Genomic DNA, 22,130 nt, shown 5'->3' on the forward strand with positions numbered 1-22,130 from the left:
TCCACGTCGTCATTGTCATTAAAATCACCATGAGCACTGTCATTATGGCGAAAACGCATTCCTTCGAAAGCCCGCGATTGACCGGAAAAATTGTCGCGTTATTGGCTGGCCTTTCGGCGATTAGCATCTTGTCTACAAACATTATTCTTCCGGCTTTCCCCGATATCGGAGAGCAGCTTGGGGCATCCCCCCGTGAACTCGGTCTGACGCTGTCCAGTTTTTTCATCACGTTCGCGCTGGCTCAATTGGTTGTCGGCCCATTATCGGATCGTTACGGACGCAAGAAATTGGTATTGGGCGGACTCTCGCTATTCATCGTGGGTACGGTAGTCGGTGGCTTAGCCGGTTCATTTGAAACGCTGATCGTTGGAAGAGTGATTCAGGCGCTGGGCATCTGTGCTGCGGCAGTGTTAGCCCGAGCAATTGCACGCGATCTGTTTGACGGTGAAACGCTGGCGCGGGCGCTATCGCTGACGATGATCGCGACAGCGGCGGCCCCTGGCTTCTCACCGCTGGTGGGAAGCGTGCTGACGACGACATTGGGCTGGCGCGCGATCTTTATCCTGGTGGGGCTGGCCGCCTTTGTCATCGCCGTCTTCTATGCGCACGGGCTGGGGGAAACGCATCCCGCTGAGCGTCGCGCACCGAACTCCCTTTCGAGCGTCATCGTGGCGTACGGCAAGCTGGTTGTGGATGGGAAATTTATCCTTCCGGCACTGTCGATGAGTCTGTTGATGAGCGGCCTGTTTGCCTCTTTCGGTGCTGCACCTGCGATTCTGATGGAGGGGATTGGCCTATCGTCATTCCAGGCCGGACTCTATTTCGCCTCCACCGTGTTTGTTGTCTTCGGGGCGGGAATGGCTGCGCCGCGACTGGCGCGTCGCTATGGTCCGAGAAGCGTGGCGTCGGTGGGGCTCGCTACCGCGTTAGCGGGTGGGAGTTTGCTCCTGCTTGGGCCGGAAGCCCCAAGTCTCAGTGGGTATACCTTGTCGATGATCGTCTTCCTCTGGGGAATGGGCTTAGCCAATCCACTGGGAACGGCCATTACGATGGGGCCTTTCGGGAAAGAAGCGGGTTTGGCATCCGCACTGCTTGGGTTTTTGACGATGGGAATGGCGGCAATAACAACCTGGCTGGGATCGGTACTGACGTTTCCCGCTGTCACCACGTTGGGCGGTATACAGGTGACGGCCTGTCTGATAGCACTGATATTGTTTCTCAGTGGCTCACTATTTAGCTCCACCTAACCGTGGCGTGTAAAGGTAAGCGCTGTCACATTTTTGTTAACCTTGTCTGGTGTTTGATGAGGTTTTTTCATTCAAAACTGCCTGATGAATATCAGGTATTCATTCCAGCCTCAACGGCTACAGAAGGTCTATTGAGCTGTGATTTATAAAGATATAGGCCGTGTGAGTCGGATAGTGTTAGGGGGGTTATCAGAAGATTTGATACTGCGGATTTTCGCGTTGTGACGAGACAGTTGCTAAGGGATTTTTGGGGTCACTCCGTCATCGAACCAGCTTGACCCCAAATCTGACCACCACATTCTCCCGATGCGGAGGGAAAACGGAACGTACACCAGAAATATTTTTGCATGTGAACGTATTGAATCAAATGATAAAAACAAAAATCCCGCTTAAGTTTCCTTAAGCGGGATTTTCTAAATTTGGCTCCTCTGACTGGACTCGAACTTCATTTGTAACTCCTGTTTTTATTGGGTTTTAAAAAATAATCTGATTTTTTACCAGCATTTTTACCATCATTGTTTAATCCACTCACATAAAATGTCAATTAAAAACAATTGGTTGTTGTCATAACTTGTTGTCTTCTGCTGTTTGTTCAAGGTTTGATATTCAGCATCATATTGTCAGTGTTATTATGACTTTATGCTTTAAAAACAGATCATTATTGAATGAAAACTCCATTTTTAACATTTTTCCTTGATTGGATCTGATACAGGTTGAAGCCGGATTCACTATGCGTGAGAATATGCATCCAGTTGATCAGTTTCAGCAAGACCTGAGACACCCACATGCATGTGACAAGCTGTTTTGAGCAAGTAGCAGAATTCTGAATTGTTCACAGGGGCTTCATGGACATACTTTGACTCCCCCTTTATAGTGCTTCACTTCTGTTTTCAATGTTTTCTAGCTCCTGTCAGGAACAGCTAATGCTCGATCTAACTGTGTTGGATTATCTAAAATATATGGGAGTCGGGTTAATTCTGATCCCTTTTTTCCTTGTATCTATAGCTGTAATGATAAAAACGAAAAATGAGTTCAAGAATAGTGGGCTTGGATTTGCAGTTTTTTTCCTAGCGATTCATATTACGTTATTCCTTGCTCCTGCGGGTATTCTCCTGTCTATCTATCTTGATAAAGGAACGGGTGCGTTATTAATCACTTCTCTTACTTTCTTATTTATTTTATCAGGCGCATACGTTTACGACAGGATCATAAAACGCACTTTCGTCATCAGGATTGATGAGGAGACGTATTATGTATTATATCATCGAGCAAAAGATGATGGTGTTTCCATCAAAGACCTGATTGTGGGGAAAATAAAAAAGAATAATGGTACAGATTGTCATACAGGTTTTAATGAACCTGATCAAGATAGGACTTGAGGCTATCCCGGTCAATTGATAATGAAGATCTGAGACTAGGCATCAATTAATGATTTCAATGAATCAACGTATCCATTATAGGCTACCTGACATCTTTTTTCACTTTCTCTATCCTGTTGAATGAGATAGCTTTATCACAAATCAAAGCCAACATTTATAGAGAAAACAATGACAAAAAAGATGCCTAAAGCGGAGATTGTCGAAGCACTGAACGAGTGGTTTGACATAAGCCGCTATGATGTGCTGAAAAATTTAACCTTAGAACAAATTTATGCTGAGTTGGAAAGACGGATTTTTGCTTATAAAGCAAGACAGCAATGGGAAACAGCAGGCGAAGAGAATCGTATGCTAGCGGTATACCATGATGCCCAAATCCGTTCTGGTAAGGTTATACATGAGACTAAATGGGTCTCTGACAGTCATATGCTGGCACACAGTTATGCTGTCAGGCCAATGACAAGGACTTCGCTCTTTAACTATGGTCGGGCAATGTATCGTCTGGAAAACAATGTTGCTAAAGATGATGTTTCAGTGAGTTCGGAATACATATCTGAATACCTGAAACAGGGCGGGTTGAATCCTTCCAATAAGATGCTGATTGAAATTGATCTGGATGAAGCCAGCAGTGATGATCTGGCAGAACACCTAAAAGTGCTTATCACTCAATGGCAGAAGCACCTGAAAGCGCTCAAGCCACCGGAAAAAGATTTCCGCTTTGGTCATAAAACCTTCCAGAAGATACTCGATTACAAAATCATTCCCCTAATGGATCTCATTGGTTGGGAACAACTCAACAATCAGAAAATCCCGTATCCGGTATTGGCGGGTATCTTGCACCCAGATATGCGGTATGCCAGAGGGAGCGAGCAAATCAAAGACACTGATTACCCTCTAGCCTATGACTTCTTAAACAATGATAATTATTTCAAGTCGTTAAATGATTTTTTCATAAAAAACATGCATGTAAAAAGTTCGAATATTATTGAAGTCATCACTATGAATGACAAACCTGAACCTAAGAAGAAAACAAGGGAAAGTCGCTAAGCCTGAACGTCCCCGGCATTCACCCCTCGTAAAAATCCCCTAAATTCACTGGTCCTGAACTTCCCCTCTGTTCAGGGCTGGTGAACCAACCTCGTTTTTTACAAGCATTATCCATACAATTATTTCCATCAAGTGCACAGGAGATAAATATGGTTCAAATCGTAGCAAACAAAAAACAACGTCTTATTCGTTTACCAGAAGTGATTAGAAGAACAGGATTTGGAAAGACATGGATTTATACGCTTATTAAAGCTGGACGTTTTCCTTCACAGGTTAAAACAGGATTAAGGTCTATTGCTTTTATAGAAAGTGAGATTGATTCATGGATTGAGAAAATCATTTCTGATTCACGTCCTGCATCTGAATAACAAACATTTAAATAACAATAAGAGGAAATAACATGAATAATCAAGAAATGGAAAGCATCAAAGAGTTATCCACAAAAACATTTTATGACATGACAAAGTATCTTTATGTGGCTGGAATGCTGATATATAAAGAGCAAGGAGATCATGAGTTAGTTGCATCTATTATGTTAGATAATAATAGAACGGAATCATATCTTTCACATGTTAAAGATCATCTTGCTAAGCGTTTTGATGGACATATGGAAGAAGCGGGTAAAAGAGAAAGACTGATTTATGTTGATATGGATAAAGTTATATTGGAAATGAAAAGTGTCCATATAAATGCATTACTTTTTGGCATGAGCTAACAACAGCGTATTCGGCCCCGAAAGGGGTTAATAAAAAACACAATGAATTAAATAAGCATTTAACTATGAGGATATAAATATGTCTAAAAATACGATGGGTATTAATAAATCAACCGAACTGTTCTATGACCTTGCATGCAGATCGTTTTCCGTAAGCTGGAATATGTTTATGGAAGTTAATGGTGATGGTGACGCCAATGATTATTTGGATGACCCGGATTTTATGAGTCCATTTATTATCCATGTGATAGACCATATCCAGAACAACTTTGAAAGATTCACTGCTCAGGAAGGGAATAGTGGTGATATTAATCAGGTTAACTTTGAACAGATCGCTACCATGTTAGTTGAGTATTTAGACACCTTTAGAAAATAAGAAATAATCTTGCCCCAAAGGGGCTAACCAAAAATATAGGAGGGAAATATAAATGGTAAACAACATAAAGAAAAACGAAATACCTACGATATTACGTAAAAAAGACAACGAAAAAAGTTCTATGACAAATAAAATATCTGTAGTTGTAAGCGTGTTGTATGATGGAACTCCAGAAGTAATGAATACTATTCAAGAGCGTTTTGAAATATTTGTTGCTATTACTGGATATTCAGCAGAAGAAATCATGGATGACAAGAATATACTTGATGAGTTAAATCGATTTATTAATAACGAGCTAGTAGATGATTTGGGGCTGGAGTATGGCTGTGTCATCACCAATATCGGTTATAACAACTAATATTTTACTGACTATTAACTGAAAAGTAAGGATGAGAAAATGAAAGAGATTGTATTGAATAGTCATGATAAAACAAAAAATGAGCTTGTTGCTAACATCTTACAAGGATTCTGTGATGAGATATATAATATTTATGAAAATGATCCTGAAACAGCAATCTATATTATGAGTTGGGGGAAACTTTCAGAGGCTATTTATGATGTGGTGATAACTCGTGAGATAATGAAATACTCTATTAAAAATGATGTATCTGGTATCAATAAAAATGATTTGAAGGATGAAATCTTACATTGGCATCTTGAACATATCATTGAACTTGTTTCAAGAAATATAAATCAGGATGAAAATCCAGATCCTGTTTACTGGAAGCTGAAAATGACAGTTGTTTGATATTAAACATTATGATTATTCCCTCGAAAGAGGGAAATAACATGAATGATAAAACTAAGGGTTATAATATGATTGATGAATTCCACGTTATGTATATGTATAGAAAAATCCAAGCTGAAGCAGCTACTACTGATTTAAAAACCTTGAATCAACTGTTGAAGAAGTTCCGTAAGGTGGTTGCGGAGCGCCGTGAAGAATACTATCAGGAGATTGGTGAGAAAAAGGCTCAGAAATTGAGGGATAAGAGATTACAACAGCTACTTGAGAAAATGAGGCGTGATCGTGTATCACCTGAAGACCTTTATCACTGACACCTGACACTGACACAGGTACTATTGCTGACGACATCCATATTTCGCCCTCCATCGAAGTGTTCATCACTGAAAACGGTACAGTCATACCCGTGTCTAATATATAGAGGGTAGGAATGTGATCGCAGTGCTTTTTGAAGCAGATGTTATTCCCACACAGCAAGAGCGTTATCTCCAGCTTGCTGCTGAATTGAAACCGCTATTAGCCGATATTGATGGTTTCATTTCTATCGAGCGTTTCCAGAGTCTGACAACAGCGGGAAAGATACTGTCATTGTCTTGGTGGCGGGATGAAGACGCCGTATTGCTATGGAAACAAAATGTTTTGCATAAAGCGGCTCAGGCAGAAGGACGTCAATCTATCTTCTCTTTTTATCGCATCCGTATTGCCCCTGTGCTCAGAGACTATTCATCAGAAACCCGAGGTCAGGCCGATGTATGACATCCATGTTGTTTTAAATAATGCGCCGGGCGAACTGGCGGCATTGGGGACAGTATTAGGTCAAAACGGTATTGGCCTTGAAGGTGGTGGCGTATTTACTGTTGCAGACAAAGCACATGCGCATTTTCTTGTTGAGAAGGGGGATGCTGCCAAAGCCGTGCTGGAAAACGCAGGATTTCAGGTTGAAAGCGTACGCAGGCCACTGATCCGAAAACTTAAGCAAGAGCGCCCCGGTGAGCTGGGAGAGATAGCGGCAATGCTGGCTGAGAAGGGGGTTAATATCCTGTGCCAATATAGCGACCATGCAAACCAGCTGATCCTTGTGACTGATAATGATAGTCTTGCCAGTAAAGCAACGGAGAAATGGGCTGTCGTGCCTGAGTAACATGTTAAAACACGCTAATTCAACAGATAGCGGTGATGAACTGGAACATTCAATGGCGGCCTTAGCTGCTGCCATGTCTGATCCGTCCCGCATAAAAATGCTCTGCGCATTGATGGATGGACGTGCATGGACAGCGACAGAGTTAAGTGTGGTCGCTGATATCGCGGCGTCAACTGCCAGTGCACATCTGTCACGGTTGGTCAGTGATGGGCTGATTACTTGTCTTTCGCAGGGGCGTCATCGTTATTACCGTCTGGCCGGAACAGACATTGCCGGGCTGATTGAAAATCTGATGGGTGTATCATGGCGCTCAACATCATCAGCTAAAATCAGCACACCTTCCTCATTACGGGCTGCCCGGACGTGTTATGACCATTTAGCAGGTGAGATCGCGGTTCATATCTATGATTTTATGGTTGCTGAAGGTTGGGTTACGTCAGATGGCGCGTCAATGACGCCATCAGGACAAGAACAGTTCCGAGAGTTAGGTATTATGTCCAAGCCAAAAACACGACGTAAAACGTGCTGTGGCTGTCTTGACTGGAGTGAACGGCGATTTCATCTTGGTGGTGAGGCTGGTGCTGCCTTTTTTGCACATTGTGAGCAAAAAGGGTGGTTAACCAGAATACTGGGGTTCAGAGAAGTAACTATTACTGCCAGTGGGAAACGGGCGTTTAAAAAATTATTCGGGCTGTATACGTAATTTATGAAAGTGAAAACGATACACATCGCTACAGTGCTCTTAAGGCGGATTTCATTAAACATCATCTGCGGTTGGCTCTCATAGAATAATAATGGTAGAAAGCCCTGCTTACACTACTGTTAGTTAAATTTATTAAGTAATCTATTAACATCAAAATTTTTATTATAATATAATCATCTTATATCCATGGCATTCATAGGGGAAAGTGTGAGAGTTGGAAGCTCAAGTGCAGGTAAAATCAAATCTTCACACCCTCAATTTGAGGTAAAGGCAGTCGTAAGAGATGGTATTACGTATTACTACCTTTATCATAATGGGACTAATAATTTACGTAAGCCAGTAATTGAATATACGGATAAAAGTGTTGCAGATAGGGACTGTCATAAATTCAATCGTGACTTAACAATCTAACGTATTACCTCGATGGTAAGAAGAGGGTGGGATTCGACATCATCATATAGCTCTTTGTAACACTTTCTCATTGCATTTATTTCTAAATGAGAAGGTGTTACTTGACGATCATTATGCAGATAAAGATAAACACAATCACCAGTATTATATCTTTCTTTAGCAACAAAACCTGATTCTGCTGAAATACCAACAGGCCATTCACAATGAGTATCTAATATAAACGTATTTGGATCTATGGTTTCTACTCTAAATAATTTTTTATCAGGATGTAGAGATAACATAGGGCACATTATTCTATGCTCATAGACTACGCCATTATCGAGAAAGAAGTGCTCACGTACCTTTGGTGTAAGGCTCCAATCAAATAAATCTACATAAGTAAATCCACCACGTTTCTTGGCTATATTAGGCCATTCGGTTTCTATTTTTAATTTGTATTTCATAATATATATTCCTATGTGTGTTTACAGATATAACACATAGGGTGCTATTATCTATGTGTTGGGGTATTTTTTTCAAAAATAGATAATGATATTATGTAGATAAAGAAACATAAACTTATGCTATTATATTTGAAATTTATTTAAACTTAAGACAGTATCAGCCATTGAAAACCCATACCATATTGGTGCCTTCACCAATATGGTCTTTCTATATTCATTTAAACAGCCATTTTTCTACGTGCTTTATTCGATGCTCCAAAATCTGATGAAATACTGGAAAGCTGTTCAAGACTCTGCTCAACAGAACGTTGAAACTCAAGTGCAGCCTCTGTGCGCTGTTTTATTACCAGAGCAACAATCTCAGCGTCTGTTTTTTCTGAAATAGCTCTCTGGTAGATCATTCGCTCATGCATGATATCAAGATTACCGGATGATTTGGCGGCTGTTCTTGCCGTTGAGCTGCTTATAGGGTTGAGTTCAATGACAAAATTATCTATCAGTGATTGTCTCTTCTTATCCAGTCTGCGTAGCTCATTATAAGCAGACCTGTATTTATCTACTTGTGTTCCAAAAGGATATTCTTCACGTACTTTACGATAGCCTTCTAGATATTCATCCATTGATGGTTGTTGTTTTAGTTTTTCTACAGTTTCAAAATAGGTTAATATATCACTGTTATCCAATTTTACATTTCTCATAAATACCTCGTTAATAATATGTGTTATATTTATATGTTAAGGTATATAAAGAAACTGTCAAATTCAGCAGTAAATTAAATAAGGGGAATTACTTTCGTTTTATATTAGTTGGTATAAAAACGCCTAAGACTGATTGCTTTATATATTAACCTTGATTCAATCTATTATAATGCCAAAATGAAATTATTATTTAAAACAAGCTGAGGGGTTTTATACTGATCTGAAATAAACTCATCACTACCAGTATAAAACTCAATTTTCCCGAATTCCCCATCAAGGTTTTTATTGAATAGTAAATCAACCTAACATCGCAATATTTATCTAATAGGTCTCTTCGATAAAAATATTTTTATGTTGTAGTATAATCTATTAGATGGTTATAGGTTGAGCCAATAATTTTTCAGATAGGTCACTTTATTTAATTTTTTGGGTGGTAAAACCTTTTAAATCTACGGAGTTGTTCTTCCTTATTATATTGTTTCTCGATGAGATCTAGCCTCTCTTTCTCTGCCTGTTGGCGATTTTGTTCATTTTGAATGATGCTACTTACCTGTGAAGCTGGAATAACCTTAATATTGTTTGACCAATATCGGTAAGGATTATTCGTCTGAATGTTGTCAACTGTGGTTGATATTTTATCTACATCAAGCTTTTTTTCAAAAGAAATGACACGGTTATTACCCTCTTTTGAAATTAATTTGGCTGTATTCTCTAAGTTTTCCTGACTTCTTAAATTAAATGCTCCTACAACGATATTGTGATCTTGGTGGTATAAAGCCTGTTTTTTATTTTCACGATAACACTCAAGGTAAGAATAGAGTTTGAACTCTTGAATACCAAATGTTTCCTCAAGCATAGTCATTTGTTCAGCCAAGATATTCAGAATATCGTTTTTGGATAGTTTTTCATGAAGTTTGATTTCAAGTGAACCGGGGAGTTTTTTCATTTTTTTTTCCTTATTGTTATTTTTATCATGATACTGCTTTCAAATGGTTTGTGGCATCAGCCAAGTCTTTTCTTGCCGCTTCATTTTCTTTCGTTCGTTTGTATACCTTTCGGGGCTTATCGATCTTGATACTGTTTTTAGCATTAGGAACAGCATTATTATTTTTCTTCTTACTAAAAATAAAAGCATCAGTATAGATCTCTTTCGTTTCTGTTTCTAAAGCTAGGCTTCGTCTTTCTTGCTTTGAGTAATCAGTATAGCTTTCTGGATATTTTTCAAGCTCAGCATGAAGACTTCTGGCATTGCTTAAATGCTCTTTACGCTTTTCATCAAGTTGATGGCTTAGACCTTTGGCGAAAATGTTCGAGTTAATATACAGATGCCCATGATGTTCAACGAGAATACCTTTCTGTTTGAGCTTTTTGAATATGTTGGACATATTGCCGGATGCAATATTCAGTGCCTTGCAGAGTGATGATTGCGACAGATTGATGAGGTTTCCGAACTCCATATATTCTAAGATATAAGTCAAGACACGGAATTCATTCTTAGATATATCCAAATCAGAAAAAACACGAAAGTTGGAAGTGAAGGCAAAAACATAAGGCTGTGCAAATGAGATCGATTTATCTTCTTTTGTTGCAATAACTGTAGTCGATTTTATATCCTTGTTTTGCAGTAAGTGTCTTGCGATATCAATCTTTTGTTCCGTGGTTAATGTTTCAAATAAGCGAAGTAGTTCAGTGTCATTAGTATTCATATTATTCTCTCTTATAGTTTTTATTATATGTTATTTATTACTATGCAGAAAAATAAAAGTCAATAGTTAAACTATAAATAAAATAGGACTTTTATTATTATGCTATTGTTATATGTTAAAAAACCTATGTTCAAACATAGATCTTGCTATGTTCGAACATAGGACGGATCTATGTGCGCACATAGGAGTTTGCTATGTTCGAACATAGCAAAAAAAGTTGTGAAGCCTTGATTTTATTGGGCTGGGACAGTGCTTATAATCAAATAATTAGTAAGAAGTTAAGAGAGTCCAGTTTTCCTTTTTCCTTATGTGCAGGGTGTTTTACGTGGGAATATGTGGTTTTCTTTTGGTTTATTTTCAGCGAAGTGATTGTTTCATACAATCACGAAGCGCTGCTGATGTATTAGGAATAGTGTAATTGTTTTCCTTTTATTTTATTGACGGCTATCGCCGCAATTCTCTATGGATAAATCCATCATTAACAGGGGCAAGCCCTGTTCCAGCAATGTGATTGTTTTGGACAATCACTAAGTGCTGCTTCTTTGAATATAGTTTTCCTATGCGTTTAAGAGCAAATGCTATAGTCTTGATGAATTTCTAGCTAATATACTGACAAAGAGCGAAGCCATGAGCGAAAGCTCATAAAAAGGATCTGTTTTTTCAATATGAAGTTTTAATTAAGTATAGGGTAAATCTGGGGTCACGTATTCAACTCGGTGATCGTCAGGTAGAATGTTAATCTGTTTTCCTAAATATTTAGAAGAAGAGCCTGATGGCAACGGTTGAGGTAAAATGCCCATTTTGTGAGCAAACAGACCCAGTTAAAAAACATGGACTGGGAAGCACCGGTCATCAGCGCTTCCGCTGTCAGACCTGTTGTCGAAGTTTTCAGCTTGAGTATGAATATCGTGCCTGTCAGCAGGGTATGAAAGAGAAAATTGTTGACCTTGCCATGAACAATGCCGGTATCCGCGATACCGCACGCGCGCTGCATATCAGTATTAATGCCGTTGTACGCACCTTAAAAAACTCGCGCCGCGATGTGTAACCACGCTTCCGCTGGACAATCTCCAGATTCAGCTTATCTGCGAAGTTGATGAAATGTGGTCGTTTGTTGGCAACAACAAGCAACAACGCTGGTTGTGGTATGCATGGGAGCCTCGTCTCAAACGTATTGTTGCTCATGCTGTTGGGCGTCGGAACAAAAAGACGTTGCGCAAATTACTGGGATTGCTTTCAGGCTTCAGCATAGCTTTCTGGTGTACGGATAACTTCAGTGCTTATGAGATGTTGCCGGATAAAAAGCATATAACTGGCAAGCTTTACACGCAGCGGATTGAACGTGAAAATCTGAATCTTCGCAACCGGTTAAAACGACTGAATCGTAAAACTATCGGGTACTCAAAATCAGTGGAAATGCATGACAAGATAATCGGCACATTCATCGAGCGTGAACATTATCTGCAATGACCTGATCTACATATTGAATACGTGACCAAAAATATATCACAATGTCAGAAGTGTAATTTGTAAGCATTGAAGTGCATTAATCAACAGAGGGTAAATTTAAAATTCAAAGTAAAAAAGAATATTAAATTCCAATTAAATATTAGCGTTTTTTTTAACGATGAATTATTCTCACCAAAATGGAGGGATTATGATATTAATTGATAATGTTAAGAATGAAGAGTTACGAGATATACGTTTTGTTTTAACCGATATGGATGAGACTCTGACTTATCAGGGAAGGTTGCAGGCTCGGACCTATGAAAGTCTTGAGAGGTTACAGGATGCGGGTATCAAAGTTATTCCAGTTACGGCTGCCTCCGCCGGGTGGGCTGATCAAATGGCCAGAATGTGGCCTGTTGATGGTGTTATAGCCGAAAATGGTGGTTTGTTTCTTATTCGTAATACCAGAAACCATGATGTTGATAGGTATTATTGGCATGAAGATGAGTTTTTAAATAATCGACAACAGCTTAGAAAAATCCAGAGACTGATTCATCATCAGCAGCCATGGTTAGAGGTATCTGATGATCAGGATTTTCGCCTTACTAGTATCGCATTCAAACTACCGAGCGTTCCTGAAAAAATACAACTGCTTGTTGATGAATTAAAGAAATATGGGTGCAGTTACACTATTAATAATTTATGGGTGTTGGGCTGGTTGGGGCAGTATGACAAACTGCTTATGAGTCGAAGGATATTGAACCGATTTTATGCTCTTGAAGAGTCAGATGAGCAAGAATCAGTTTACTACAGTGGTGATTCACTCAATGATGCACCAATGTTCAAGTTTTACAAAAAAAGTTTAGGAATGAACTCTATCAATAATATATTAAAGGATATGCCTGCTTTGCCTAGCTGGATTAGCAAATTTCCGGGTGGGAAAGGGTTTGTGGATGGCGCGATAAGGATTATCAATGCTAAAGAGGAGAATATAATTAGTTTTTTTAAAGATCATAATTGAAACATTTAATTTAATATTACTCTTTCACTATTGTGTTGTGAATATAGTAGAAGGACTGTGCTTTGTTCTATGGGGACTGTCAGGTTTTTTCGTATTCTAATACAGGCAGAACAAAACGGGCTAATACAGCTATACAGATGGAAACCATACCATATTGGTAGAGTCACCAATATGGTTGTTATCGTCTTCATTTAAACAGCCATTTTCATGCGTTTTTTATCTGACGTTATAAAATCTGATGAAATACTGGAAGTCTGTTCAAGACTCTGCTCAACAGAACGTTGAAACTCAAGTGCAGCCTCTGTGCGCTGTTTTATAATTAGGGATACAATTTCTTCATCACTTTTTTCTACAATTGCTTTCCCATAAAGCCTACGTTCATAAAACTTATCAAAATTCCCTGATGATTTTGCAGATGTGTTAGCTGTTGAGAAACTTATAGGATTAAGTTCTTCAATAAAAGAATCTAAAAGATATTTTCTCTTTCTATCCAACCTGCGTAGTTCCGTATGGGCTGAGTAATATTCTTTTAGTTTATATTGTGGCACAGCGTCATCTTCATGCAGTTTGAAATACTCTTTTCGATATTCATCCATTGGGATCTGTTTTTTAATTCTTCTGTCGTATTAAAATATGCTAATAAATATCTGTTATCTAGTTTTGTTTTTCTCATAATATCACCTTTAATTATATACGTCATAATATATATTAAGGGATAGAGTGAAAGTGTCAAATATAGAGAGGTGAAAATAATACAATGTACGGATGAATAGATTATATATTTTCATCTTCATTGATGTATTCATGATAATCATCAAACATATTATCTCCTGAAACTGAGTCCCAATCTATATCATCATCAGGTGCAGAAAGTAATGGTGTTTCATCTCCCTTTGTTGTTTCTTCTTTATCCTTATTATTTACAAGTATGGACTCTTTATATACGGTAGAAAAAACGTTCTCTACGCCTTCACTGGTAGTTCTGAGCGATTTTTTTACATATTCCTTGCGTGTTCCATTAAGCGTCCTGTATTGGCCTTTCAGAAAGAGATTTGCATTTATTAATGTGTGTTTACCATCTAGGATAAGGATGCCTTTATTGATAAGTTTTTTCCAGCATTTGCATACATTTGATTTACTCATGTTCAGTTCTTCAGCGAGGGCTGATTGAGATATACTGGCTATAAGATTACCATGCTGCATGAGCTTACATAATCGGATCATTATTGTGTACTCTGCGCCAGACATATTCTTTCCGAGCTTTTCCAGATTATCTAAAAAAGCGTGAGCATAGGCTATTCCCGGTTGTATATCAGAACTATGCTCTTTCCTTACATTAACAGTTATTTTGTCTTTTTTATTTCTGTTATAAAAACTGTAAATCTCTAGCTTTTGTTTATCTGTGAAGTGATTTCTGTTGATATAGTTTTCTACTTCTTCACTGCTTGAGTTCATTATTTTGTTGTAATCAATGCTCATAACCATTCCTTTTATTATTATAATGTTTTTTATATACAACACAGAGTGTAATCTTGTCAAAAATAAATGTGAAAAAAGGAAAAATAATACACTTTTGCGAAATTGCGTTCACTTTTCTGGATATGTTAGATTAGTGAAAAGTTTCCACAGAAGAAACTTTAGTTGCCGTACAGGAAACTTCGATTTCCTCATGGGAAACTTAAATTTCCGTACAGGAAACTTTTATCGTTAAATTTCTTTTAAATATAATGAGTTACGACTCTTTAATACTGTAATATGTTTAATAACCTTAACGTGAATTGTGCCGACTAAAATGCACCATCTAATTTCTGTCTTGTTTTTACTCTATGTTATGACCAGTAAGTGATTGTTTTATACAATCACGAAATGCTGCTGGTATTTAGAAATGCTGCAATGTGTTTTTCCTTTATTTTATGAGCGGCTATCGCCGCAATTCTTTATGGATAAATCCATCACTAACAGGGATTAACCCTGTTTCAGCAATGTGATTGTTTGGGACAATCACTAAGTGCTGCTTCTTTAAATATAGTTTTCCTATACGTTTAAGAGCAAATGCTATATGTTATCGTGGTAATGCTATGTTCGAACATAGGATCAAATTTATAACTTGACGATAAAACGATCTAAAACAGATCTTTTTCGTCTTTACTATCAAATATTAAAAATACCATTTCAAGATAAAATATATTAATGTCAGAGTCAGGGCGTAGCCGTGCTCATGAAAACAGATTCATCGTTTTCGATAGCACATGAGCGTTAGCTCATAGAGGGAAGTGATTTTCAAAAAAAAGATGTTAGTGCAAATAAAAAGGAAAGCTTCGCAATGAAAATTATATTTTTTACTTAAGAATAGTCAATCATTGCTAAATGCTTAAACCCCATGTGGCGATCATGAAAATCGCCCGGTTTCTTTTAATCCTCTTAAGTATTATCTCTTACTTCTTGCAAAATTAAATTAAGTAAAAATCGGCTTGTAGCCCTTGTGGTATAAGACTTATGACGAAAATACACGACTGACCGTACAGTCAGTGTTCCTGACTCTATAGTCAGTATTCCTGACTGCACGGTGATATTTCCTGACTTTGCAGTCAGTTTCTATGTCATTTTATAGCTTAAAAACGACAGTGCTTTAAATTATCGTCACTGGAATAGTTGCGATTTTTAAAATATTTTCGCAAAAAAATATGCAAAAAAACTTGATATCTTTTTTGTGCATGGTATTTAATTTATTATAAAAAAAATAAGAGGGAATAACATGATGAATGAAATAGATGTTGACTTGGATTTAGGCTTAAATCCTTTTTGTTTTAAGACTGAGCTAACGATTGAGACGAGAAAGAAAAATCTGACTGTTTCACGAGGAACGGAACTTATTGAAAGAAAAGATACCAGTAAAAGCTACTTCGCCAATATCGTACATACGCAAGAGGTCGATAAAGAAGAGTTTATTAAAATTTATACATCTCAGATAAAAGCATACTTTGATCTCACGAAAACAGCGTACAAAGTGTTTTTCATTTTTTTACGTATATATCAGGATGCGATAGGAAAAGATCACTTTTATCTGAGTTGTAAAAAAGCGATGTCGCTTGCGGAAAAGATAGATCATTTTGTCTTGTCTGAATCAATCTTTTACAGAGGGATAAAAGAACTCATCGAAAAACGTATTATTGCTAAAACCAATGAGAAAAACTGGTATTTCATAAACCCTGCTATTGTTTTCAATGGTGATCGTGCTCGTTTTGTTTCAGAGATTATAAAAAAGAAAGAAGCAATGGAAGAACAACCCGAAAGCGTGGTCAGTCATGGTAGCAGCAACAGAAAAACCGAAGATAAAGACAGAGAAATTGAGGCAGTGATACAAGAGGTTAATAACCAAGAAGACATAGATTTTTTAATCTCAAGATTACAGGCTAAAAAATCCCAAGGAACAATGGCTGGTACAAAAATGGCTTGGTGTGCTGCTACTGAAGAAGCAACTCTTTTACCGCCAGAAGAACCATTGGATTGGGATAATATTTAGGGAGAAGATTCTTTTACGAAGATAATGCTCAATGAGTGTATCAGCGAGAAACATGGAAATACCCATGTGGATGAACAGGAGAACGTATAATGACAAATAGCAACAATCATAGTTCTATGAACAAGAAGGAAAAAGAAATTTCCAAATACACAGTAGCTCAGCGACTTAAAGAGCAAGCCATCAGCTCTTATACTGATTATCAGAAAAGCAGAGAGCACTTGACAGGCAAAGAGGTTAGCAATTTTCTGCGTAGTGGTCGTACTGGTGAACTCCCAGAGTGCCATAGATGATCTGATACTTACTTGAGCTATACTCGATATTAAGACTATAGAACCGTCGGATGATTTATTTTCATAAAAGGTAGAAAGAGTAAAAAATTATTAAGCAAGAGTTAAATTTGATTTTCCTAAAATAAATATGGTATTAAAAATAAAACAAAAGGAAAATAAAAAATGACTAATATTAAAATCATAACTCTATTTAATACTAATGAGAAAATACCATTTCTGACTTGTGTTGTTAAAGATGTTGAAGAGAACGAACACGGAATAAAACTTATCCTTGAAAACGGGAATAATATCTATGTTAAAGATTACGATTCTTTCTTCCTGTCTGAATCAGAAAATGATTGTGATAAGGAACGAATGGTAAATGTGTATGGGAGATTGATTTCTGAACTCAGTCAAGTCAGCGAAGAAACAATAAGATCACTGATGTCAGAAATCAAAACTTACAACAGTCAGCATCCCAACACACCTGTTAGTGTTCTGGATGATTACTATTACTGTAGCAGGGTGAAAGCCAATACCTCAGATGAACCCGCATTGATGAATGCACTTGGCCTACAAGATCTGCGTGAAGCCATAACAGAAGATATCTTCTTATCCGAACTGGAAGCTTCTGGCGGTATCGTGCTTCACACCGACATGGGCTATCCAGTAGCGGAATACAAAGGTACAGACATCAGAATAGCTATAGAGCCGATAAACCTTGCGCACATCCGAGATCTGACCGATGGCTATGTGGTAATGTTCAGAAACGGTGAGTTCGAGCATGAGATGGAGGGCGATCTCTATGAGGCATTGTCTGAAGCTGTTGATAGGATTAAGATTGCGGTGGTATTTCATTAACATCGATAGCAGTTATTTAACAATCTAGAGAAGTTAATTCGCATTTTTATATCTAAAATAACGTAATTCGGGGTTTTGAAAATTGAAAAATAATAATTTGCGTAGATATACAAATCTACCATCTCTATTGTGCATGCTAACAACTAAGAAAATTACATTACTAGATCCAAAATCATGGGATGATAAAAATGATTCTTATTTCTTGGATATATATACAAGTAAGAAAGGGCTAAAAAAAACTCTAGCTCTTTGCATGACTAAAAAGAACGAAACGTATCATCACTGGAGCGTTTTTACGTCAAAGGAAAGTGGTATCTGTATTGTATTTGATCTCAATAAATTTGAAGCCCATCTTAATAAGCAAAAAAATATAATTCATGGAGATGTAAGCTATATGACACTAAAGAAAATTAAAAACAATAAAACTGTCAATGTAGATAAGCTACCATTTTTGAAGCGCTTTGCCTTTACGGATGAATCTGAGTATCGTTTAATTTATCCTTCATTGGAGGACATAGACTATAAAGATATTCCATTACCTATTGATGTAATCAGTAAAATTTCAGTTAGTCCTTGGATGCCAAAGCCATTTTTTGACGTGATTAAAAACACTGTCAAAAAGATAAGTGGTTGTGAAAATATAAAGGTTAGTAGATCCTCCCTTATTGATAACATTACATGGAAAAATATTGGGGACAATATAAAATAGAGTGTTATTCTTTTTTTAATAGATATTGTTTTGTTAATGATAATATCAGGAACTAAAGATTCAGTTCCTGATATTGTATCTGTCATTTCAATCCAACAACCCACGCGAAACCTTACTTGCTGTCTGACTGAAATTATATCGGTCAACAACATTCCCTTTGAACCAGATCTCAAGGGAGTTCATGTGAGCCGTGTTGCTGTTCTTCAGCAGGGCCAGACCGGGAATGTAGTTTGAGATCTGAGTTTCGCCTGACATACTGGAGTAAGACCACATTTCCTGTCCATCGTTGGTGGCCCTTGTTTGTGGTTCCCCGAATGCAGCTAAGATTTCCTGCTGGGTAGTTTTCCCTTTAACGATTTTGGTTTTTACAGTCTGCTGGGATTCATCTTTCAGGGATTTGTTGCCGTAAGTAGTGCAAGCGGTAAGAGGTAAGATCACCAACGCAGCGATAAACAGTTTTTTCATGTTAACTCCATATAAACAGTAAACGTAAAAAAAGACGTAAAGAAGCCGGGGCCAGAGGTATATCGAATCTGGCTATATAAATTTGTGTTAATGACTGGCGAAGAAAGCCGCTTATCAGATGTTGTGAGTCTTTTTATCTAATCAGCTAACGGCATACCTTATGGTTGTTTTCCCTGATGTTACATTGATAACAGTGATGTAAAGGCTATAGAACCGCTTTTGTAGCAGGTCTTACGGCCTGTAGTCCCACCTGCTTGAACCTGCGTATAAATCATCCTGTAGCCCTGTCGCTCACTTTATCCAGTAAAGATTCATCTAGCAAGAAAATGATCGATAACACAGATCGATAAATTGATATTGATAGATATTGACGATTGATAATGCTTTTTCGATCGGTGTTGTAATTGATTTAATCGATCGAATAAGCAATTTATGATAGTTAATATCTATCATTAATTTGTTTTTGATCGTTACAAACGATATGACGGACCTTAAAAATAATTGAATCCTATCAATTGGTTAATCAGGTGGTTTTGCCGTGTTATGCCAGTAACAATAAGCTTCAACGACTACAGGTGCACAGCAGACAACCTCTACATAACAGCATTTTTGATTATCAGGATGGATGGGAAGATGAAGAAGATTTTACTCGTTGCTTGCACGGCTCTTGTTCTGGCGGGATGTGGTGAGAAAGGTGATTTTGAGAAGGCGATTAACGCGCAAATATCAAGGTCCAAGCTGTGCTACTCACTGCAAAACAATGACTTTGCGTTCAATAAAGGTTTTCCGATCAAGGTTAACCGTGGCTACCGCTCTGCCGGATACAGTGCCAGTGATGAAATCCTGAATGGTCTTGTTGAACAGGGGCTTCTCACCGTTTCACAGCAGCCTAACGGCTTTAGTAGCGTTGATGTTTTGGAAGTAACAGACAAAGGACAAGAGGTTGATTTCTGGAACCGTGAGGAAGGTGCCTGCGTGGGTCATCGTGCTGTTGCTGAGATTACAAGCTGGACCGAACCCAGCGAAGGTAATGGCGTTAAAATGACGCAAGTGACCTATACGTGGAAACTCGATGGAGTGCCGGGCTGGGTTGATAAAAATGCGTTCTCTGGCGTTAAGGGGATGGCTGAACCAGAAGAAGCCAAAATTGTTCTGGTGAAAACCAATAACGGCTGGGCCGCTCGGTAATTACAGGAAGAACGCTATGAACTCTATCTATTGGGTGCTTTTCATCGGTCTGTTGATGAACATACCATCACTGGCACCAGTGCTGTTTCTTCGTAAGGCATCAAAGAATGTGAAAGTATCGATGGCGTTGAGGCTTTTTCTGCTTAACGCCTTCTTCGTCATATCTCTAGTGACGGTATCGCAGAACACCACACAAAAATACGGGTTATTTCCTGTATGGCTGATCATCACTGCTATCGGACTGTTTGCGGTCACGCTGGTGCCAACGGTGAAATTCGTGCGTAAGCATTTAACTGTCGGGAAAAGCCGGGCAGTTATCCTGTCATCATTCCTGATTGTCTATGCCGTCAGATTTCATAGCGTGTTTTCAAACGCTTATGGCAGCGGATACACGCTTAATGGATACAATGTGGTGTGGACGTTGTTTTTTCTGTTTGCCTGTCTGTTGGCTTATCTCGGTTGTGCTGGGAGTAAAACATATTCCGGTTATTCTGCGCCGTCATCTGCACCGCAGTCAGATTATTTTAAGCCGACCAAAGAATATGAGACGCAATCACAGATTGATTACGATATTGCTGTGAAGGGGCGGAGTGTTCTATCTGATCCCAATCTAAGCATTGTTGAGCAACAGCGTTATCGGGATGCTTTGGAGCAAGGGAATTATGAAAAATAGTGACTTATAGAAAATAATGGAAGGTGATGTTGTGCCTTCCATTTTTATGTTTTTATTTATACACGTATGTTTATTTTATAAAAATAATGGTTTTTCTCCGATTTATGTTATTTCTTTAAGATGTGTTTTTTTTTGTGTGTTGAATAGTATACATTGAGATTTCTATTAAAGCATTTTCTATATAATATATGTACTTATCTTTGTCACAATTGCCGTGCGCTTGTATTTCAGCAAAGGACAAGCTTTGCCACTTTTTTGACTTCCTTTATATGGTCAATTAGTTCTTTAGCATTTAGCTCTTGAGATATCCTTCTCTTTAAATTAGATGTTTTACCAATATATAGCGCTTCCCCGAATTCGGCATAACGGCGATGAAGAATATAAATTCCATACGTTTCTGGGATTTGACATATTAGTTCATGTTTCCAGTTATAGTTAATATCTACAAGATTTATTGGCTTGTGCAAGTATAAATCAGCTGGGATTGAGTATATTTCGTTTGAATATATTATAACGTTCTACTCCATAATGAAATAAATCGGTAGAATTGTCTCATGTGATTTATTAGTGTGTAATACCATTTGTCTATCAACTCTGGTTGGTATTTGATGGATATCTACTTTAAATCATGCGATTTTTTTATGTCCAATCGTTATGATAATCCGGTGGTTTCAACTGTGCAACAGGTGCTTTCCTATCAGCCGCTAGTGTTGGTATATAATCAAGATCACTATCAAGCGATGCTGACTTAGCCGGATGGCTTGGGAAGCTGATCATACCCACGTAATGTGGACACAGCCCTGCGAGGTTCTGGTTTTCAAACTGTTCCGGGCTGAGTCCGCCACAGGTACTGTGGCGACTACAGCGATTGTAATCGTACTCAATATAATTAAACACCGTTGTTCGCATTATTTCCCGGCTGGCAAAGTGCTCACCGTGGATACATTCCACTTTCAGCGAGTGGAAAAAACTTTCTGCACAGGCATTGTCGTAATAACATCCCTTTGCGCTCCGCCGTAATTTAACAACAGGTTTTACCTGATTCTGGCAAAGAACTTTGTGGATCGTTGCCATTGCAAGTGAGATAGAGTGAATTCGTTTTAACTCGCTCTGAATCCGTCTTGCCCCAGATTTCGCTGTGAAGGTAACTTCAGAATTAGTGCGACTTCGCCAGCGACAGTTTTTGTTGATGGTGAGTGTTTAGGGCGAGGGCTATGGCTTTCCAGACCAGCAATGTATTGAGCCAGATATTTTCGCCACCATTTACGCAATGTAGGGCGAGAAATTCCAAAGCAACGACATACGAATCCTGCATCACCGGACTGTAGCCGCTGCTTAATTTCACTGTTCATAGTGAGCATTAT

Annotated in this window: 27 protein-coding genes and 3 pseudogenes; 21 read left to right on the plus strand and 9 right to left on the minus strand. The window is 38.3% G+C overall.

Features of this window, described 5'->3' with window-relative positions; all coding sequences use genetic code 11:
- The first annotated feature begins 44 nt into the window (after positions 1–44).
- From IG609_RS06830 to IG609_RS06885, 12 genes are all read left to right on the plus strand, one after another.
- Entirely contained in the window at positions 45–1,247 is a 1,203-nt protein-coding gene (locus IG609_RS06830; RefSeq protein WP_193398472.1) for a multidrug effflux MFS transporter, read from the plus strand.
- Between the two features lie 923 nt (positions 1,248–2,170).
- Complete coding sequence (locus IG609_RS06835; RefSeq protein ID WP_193398471.1) at positions 2,171–2,626, plus strand: hypothetical protein; 456 nt, start codon at positions 2,171–2,173, stop codon at positions 2,624–2,626.
- A 168-nt stretch (positions 2,627–2,794) separates the two neighbouring features.
- Positions 2,795–3,670, plus strand: a complete 876-nt coding sequence (locus IG609_RS06840) for a DUF6387 family protein (protein ID WP_193398470.1) — start codon at positions 2,795–2,797, stop codon at positions 3,668–3,670.
- A 149-nt stretch (positions 3,671–3,819) separates the two neighbouring features.
- Positions 3,820–4,038, plus strand: a complete 219-nt coding sequence (locus IG609_RS06845) for a helix-turn-helix transcriptional regulator (RefSeq protein WP_193398469.1) — start codon at positions 3,820–3,822, stop codon at positions 4,036–4,038.
- A 32-nt stretch (positions 4,039–4,070) separates the two neighbouring features.
- Positions 4,071–4,385, plus strand: coding sequence for a hypothetical protein (locus tag IG609_RS06850; RefSeq protein WP_193398468.1), 315 nt, complete (start codon positions 4,071–4,073; stop codon positions 4,383–4,385).
- 79 nt (positions 4,386–4,464) lie between these two features.
- Complete coding sequence (locus IG609_RS06855; protein WP_193398467.1) at positions 4,465–4,761, plus strand: hypothetical protein; 297 nt, start codon at positions 4,465–4,467, stop codon at positions 4,759–4,761.
- Between the two features lie 52 nt (positions 4,762–4,813).
- Positions 4,814–5,119, plus strand: a complete 306-nt coding sequence (locus tag IG609_RS06860; protein ID WP_404825834.1) for a hypothetical protein — start codon at positions 4,814–4,816, stop codon at positions 5,117–5,119.
- Positions 5,120–5,158: 39 nt separating this feature from the next.
- The gene (locus IG609_RS06865; RefSeq protein ID WP_193398466.1) at positions 5,159–5,509 is read left to right on the plus strand and encodes a hypothetical protein; all 351 of its coding nucleotides are present in this window, start codon (positions 5,159–5,161) and stop codon (positions 5,507–5,509) included.
- Positions 5,510–5,577: 68 nt separating this feature from the next.
- Complete coding sequence (locus tag IG609_RS06870; protein WP_193398562.1) at positions 5,578–5,820, plus strand: H-NS family histone-like protein; 243 nt, start codon at positions 5,578–5,580, stop codon at positions 5,818–5,820.
- Between the two features lie 118 nt (positions 5,821–5,938).
- Positions 5,939–6,262 (plus strand): antibiotic biosynthesis monooxygenase family protein, encoded by a 324-nt coding sequence (locus IG609_RS06875; protein WP_193398465.1) that lies wholly within the window; start codon positions 5,939–5,941, stop codon positions 6,260–6,262.
- Positions 6,255–6,647, plus strand: coding sequence for an amino acid-binding protein (locus IG609_RS06880; protein ID WP_193398464.1), 393 nt, complete (start codon positions 6,255–6,257; stop codon positions 6,645–6,647). The genes IG609_RS06875 and IG609_RS06880 overlap by 8 nt, the downstream gene beginning before the upstream one ends.
- Position 6,648: 1 nt before the next feature.
- Positions 6,649–7,350, plus strand: a complete 702-nt coding sequence (locus tag IG609_RS06885; protein WP_193398463.1) for an ArsR/SmtB family transcription factor — start codon at positions 6,649–6,651, stop codon at positions 7,348–7,350.
- A gap of 407 nt (positions 7,351–7,757) precedes the next feature.
- Here IG609_RS06885 and IG609_RS06890 read toward each other — a convergent pair whose 3' ends face one another.
- The 4 genes from IG609_RS06890 to IG609_RS06905 form a co-directional block, all read right to left on the minus strand.
- Complete coding sequence (locus IG609_RS06890; RefSeq protein WP_193398462.1) at positions 7,758–8,204, minus strand: hypothetical protein; 447 nt, start codon at positions 8,202–8,204, stop codon at positions 7,758–7,760.
- A gap of 218 nt (positions 8,205–8,422) precedes the next feature.
- Complete coding sequence (locus IG609_RS06895) at positions 8,423–8,902, minus strand: DUF4756 family protein (RefSeq protein WP_193398461.1); 480 nt, start codon at positions 8,900–8,902, stop codon at positions 8,423–8,425.
- A gap of 418 nt (positions 8,903–9,320) precedes the next feature.
- Positions 9,321–9,848 (minus strand): hypothetical protein, encoded by a 528-nt coding sequence (locus IG609_RS06900; RefSeq protein ID WP_226374185.1) that lies wholly within the window; start codon positions 9,846–9,848, stop codon positions 9,321–9,323.
- 25 nt (positions 9,849–9,873) lie between these two features.
- Complete coding sequence (locus IG609_RS06905; protein ID WP_193398460.1) at positions 9,874–10,608, minus strand: helix-turn-helix domain-containing protein; 735 nt, start codon at positions 10,606–10,608, stop codon at positions 9,874–9,876.
- Between the two features lie 194 nt (positions 10,609–10,802).
- Between IG609_RS06905 and IG609_RS06910 the strand changes: the two genes are divergently transcribed.
- The 3 genes from IG609_RS06910 to IG609_RS06920 all read left to right on the plus strand — a co-directional run bounded on the left by IG609_RS06910 (position 10,803) and on the right by IG609_RS06920 (position 13,078).
- Positions 10,803–11,015: a hypothetical protein gene (locus tag IG609_RS06910; protein ID WP_193398459.1), complete on the plus strand. Its 213-nt coding sequence runs from the start codon at positions 10,803–10,805 to the stop codon at positions 11,013–11,015.
- Positions 11,016–11,380: 365 nt separating this feature from the next.
- A protein-coding gene (locus IG609_RS06915) for an IS1 family transposase (protein ID WP_250116829.1) occupies positions 11,381–12,078 on the plus strand; the annotation gives its coding sequence in 2 pieces (ribosomal slippage) (positions 11,381–11,630 and positions 11,630–12,078; 699 coding nt in all).
- 187 nt (positions 12,079–12,265) lie between these two features.
- Complete coding sequence (locus IG609_RS06920) at positions 12,266–13,078, plus strand: HAD-IIB family hydrolase (protein WP_193397950.1); 813 nt, start codon at positions 12,266–12,268, stop codon at positions 13,076–13,078.
- 191 nt (positions 13,079–13,269) lie between these two features.
- Here IG609_RS06920 and IG609_RS06925 read toward each other — a convergent pair.
- Positions 13,270–13,751: pseudogene (locus IG609_RS06925) on the minus strand (DUF4756 family protein).
- A gap of 101 nt (positions 13,752–13,852) precedes the next feature.
- Positions 13,853–14,557 carry a hypothetical protein gene (locus tag IG609_RS06930; RefSeq protein WP_193397949.1) on the minus strand — a complete coding sequence of 235 codons (705 nt, stop codon included), beginning with the start codon at positions 14,555–14,557 and terminating at the stop codon, positions 13,853–13,855.
- 1,279 nt (positions 14,558–15,836) lie between these two features.
- On the opposite strand from IG609_RS06930, the gene IG609_RS06935 reads away from it, so the two are divergent.
- The 4 genes from IG609_RS06935 (at position 15,837) to IG609_RS06950 (ending at position 18,440) form a co-directional block, all read left to right on the plus strand.
- Positions 15,837–16,601, plus strand: coding sequence for a hypothetical protein (locus IG609_RS06935; protein WP_193397954.1), 765 nt, complete (start codon positions 15,837–15,839; stop codon positions 16,599–16,601).
- 89 nt (positions 16,602–16,690) lie between these two features.
- Positions 16,691–16,891, plus strand: coding sequence for an FUSC family membrane protein (locus IG609_RS06940; RefSeq protein ID WP_193397948.1), 201 nt, complete (start codon positions 16,691–16,693; stop codon positions 16,889–16,891).
- Positions 16,892–17,053: 162 nt separating this feature from the next.
- Complete coding sequence (locus tag IG609_RS06945; RefSeq protein ID WP_193397947.1) at positions 17,054–17,731, plus strand: BTB/POZ domain-containing protein; 678 nt, start codon at positions 17,054–17,056, stop codon at positions 17,729–17,731.
- Between the two features lie 82 nt (positions 17,732–17,813).
- The gene (locus IG609_RS06950) at positions 17,814–18,440 is read left to right on the plus strand and encodes a DUF2971 domain-containing protein (RefSeq protein WP_193397946.1); all 627 of its coding nucleotides are present in this window, start codon (positions 17,814–17,816) and stop codon (positions 18,438–18,440) included.
- 87 nt (positions 18,441–18,527) lie between these two features.
- On the opposite strand, the gene IG609_RS06955 is transcribed toward IG609_RS06950, so the two are convergent.
- Positions 18,528–18,905 carry a hypothetical protein gene (locus IG609_RS06955; RefSeq protein ID WP_193397945.1) on the minus strand — a complete coding sequence of 126 codons (378 nt, stop codon included), beginning with the start codon at positions 18,903–18,905 and terminating at the stop codon, positions 18,528–18,530.
- 633 nt (positions 18,906–19,538) lie between these two features.
- On the opposite strand from IG609_RS06955, the gene IG609_RS06960 reads away from it, so the two are divergent.
- Both IG609_RS06960 and IG609_RS06965 read left to right on the plus strand, forming a co-directional pair.
- On the plus strand, positions 19,539–20,093 hold the full coding sequence (locus IG609_RS06960; protein WP_193397944.1) for a membrane lipoprotein lipid attachment site-containing protein: 555 nt from the start codon (positions 19,539–19,541) through the stop codon (positions 20,091–20,093).
- 16 nt (positions 20,094–20,109) lie between these two features.
- The gene (locus IG609_RS06965) at positions 20,110–20,766 is read left to right on the plus strand and encodes a hypothetical protein (protein WP_193397943.1); all 657 of its coding nucleotides are present in this window, start codon (positions 20,110–20,112) and stop codon (positions 20,764–20,766) included.
- Between the two features lie 801 nt (positions 20,767–21,567).
- Here IG609_RS06965 and IG609_RS06970 read toward each other — a convergent pair.
- A pseudogene (locus tag IG609_RS06970) lies at positions 21,568–21,777 on the minus strand (IS3 family transposase); the annotation flags it as partial.
- Positions 21,754–22,118: pseudogene (locus tag IG609_RS06975) on the minus strand (IS481 family transposase); the annotation flags it as partial. The pseudogenes IG609_RS06975 and IG609_RS06970, both read right to left, overlap by 24 nt.
- Between the last annotated feature and the right edge of the window lie 12 nt (positions 22,119–22,130).

Source organism: Pectobacterium quasiaquaticum (genome assembly GCF_014946775.2).
GTDB lineage: Bacteria > Pseudomonadota > Gammaproteobacteria > Enterobacterales > Enterobacteriaceae > Pectobacterium > Pectobacterium aquaticum.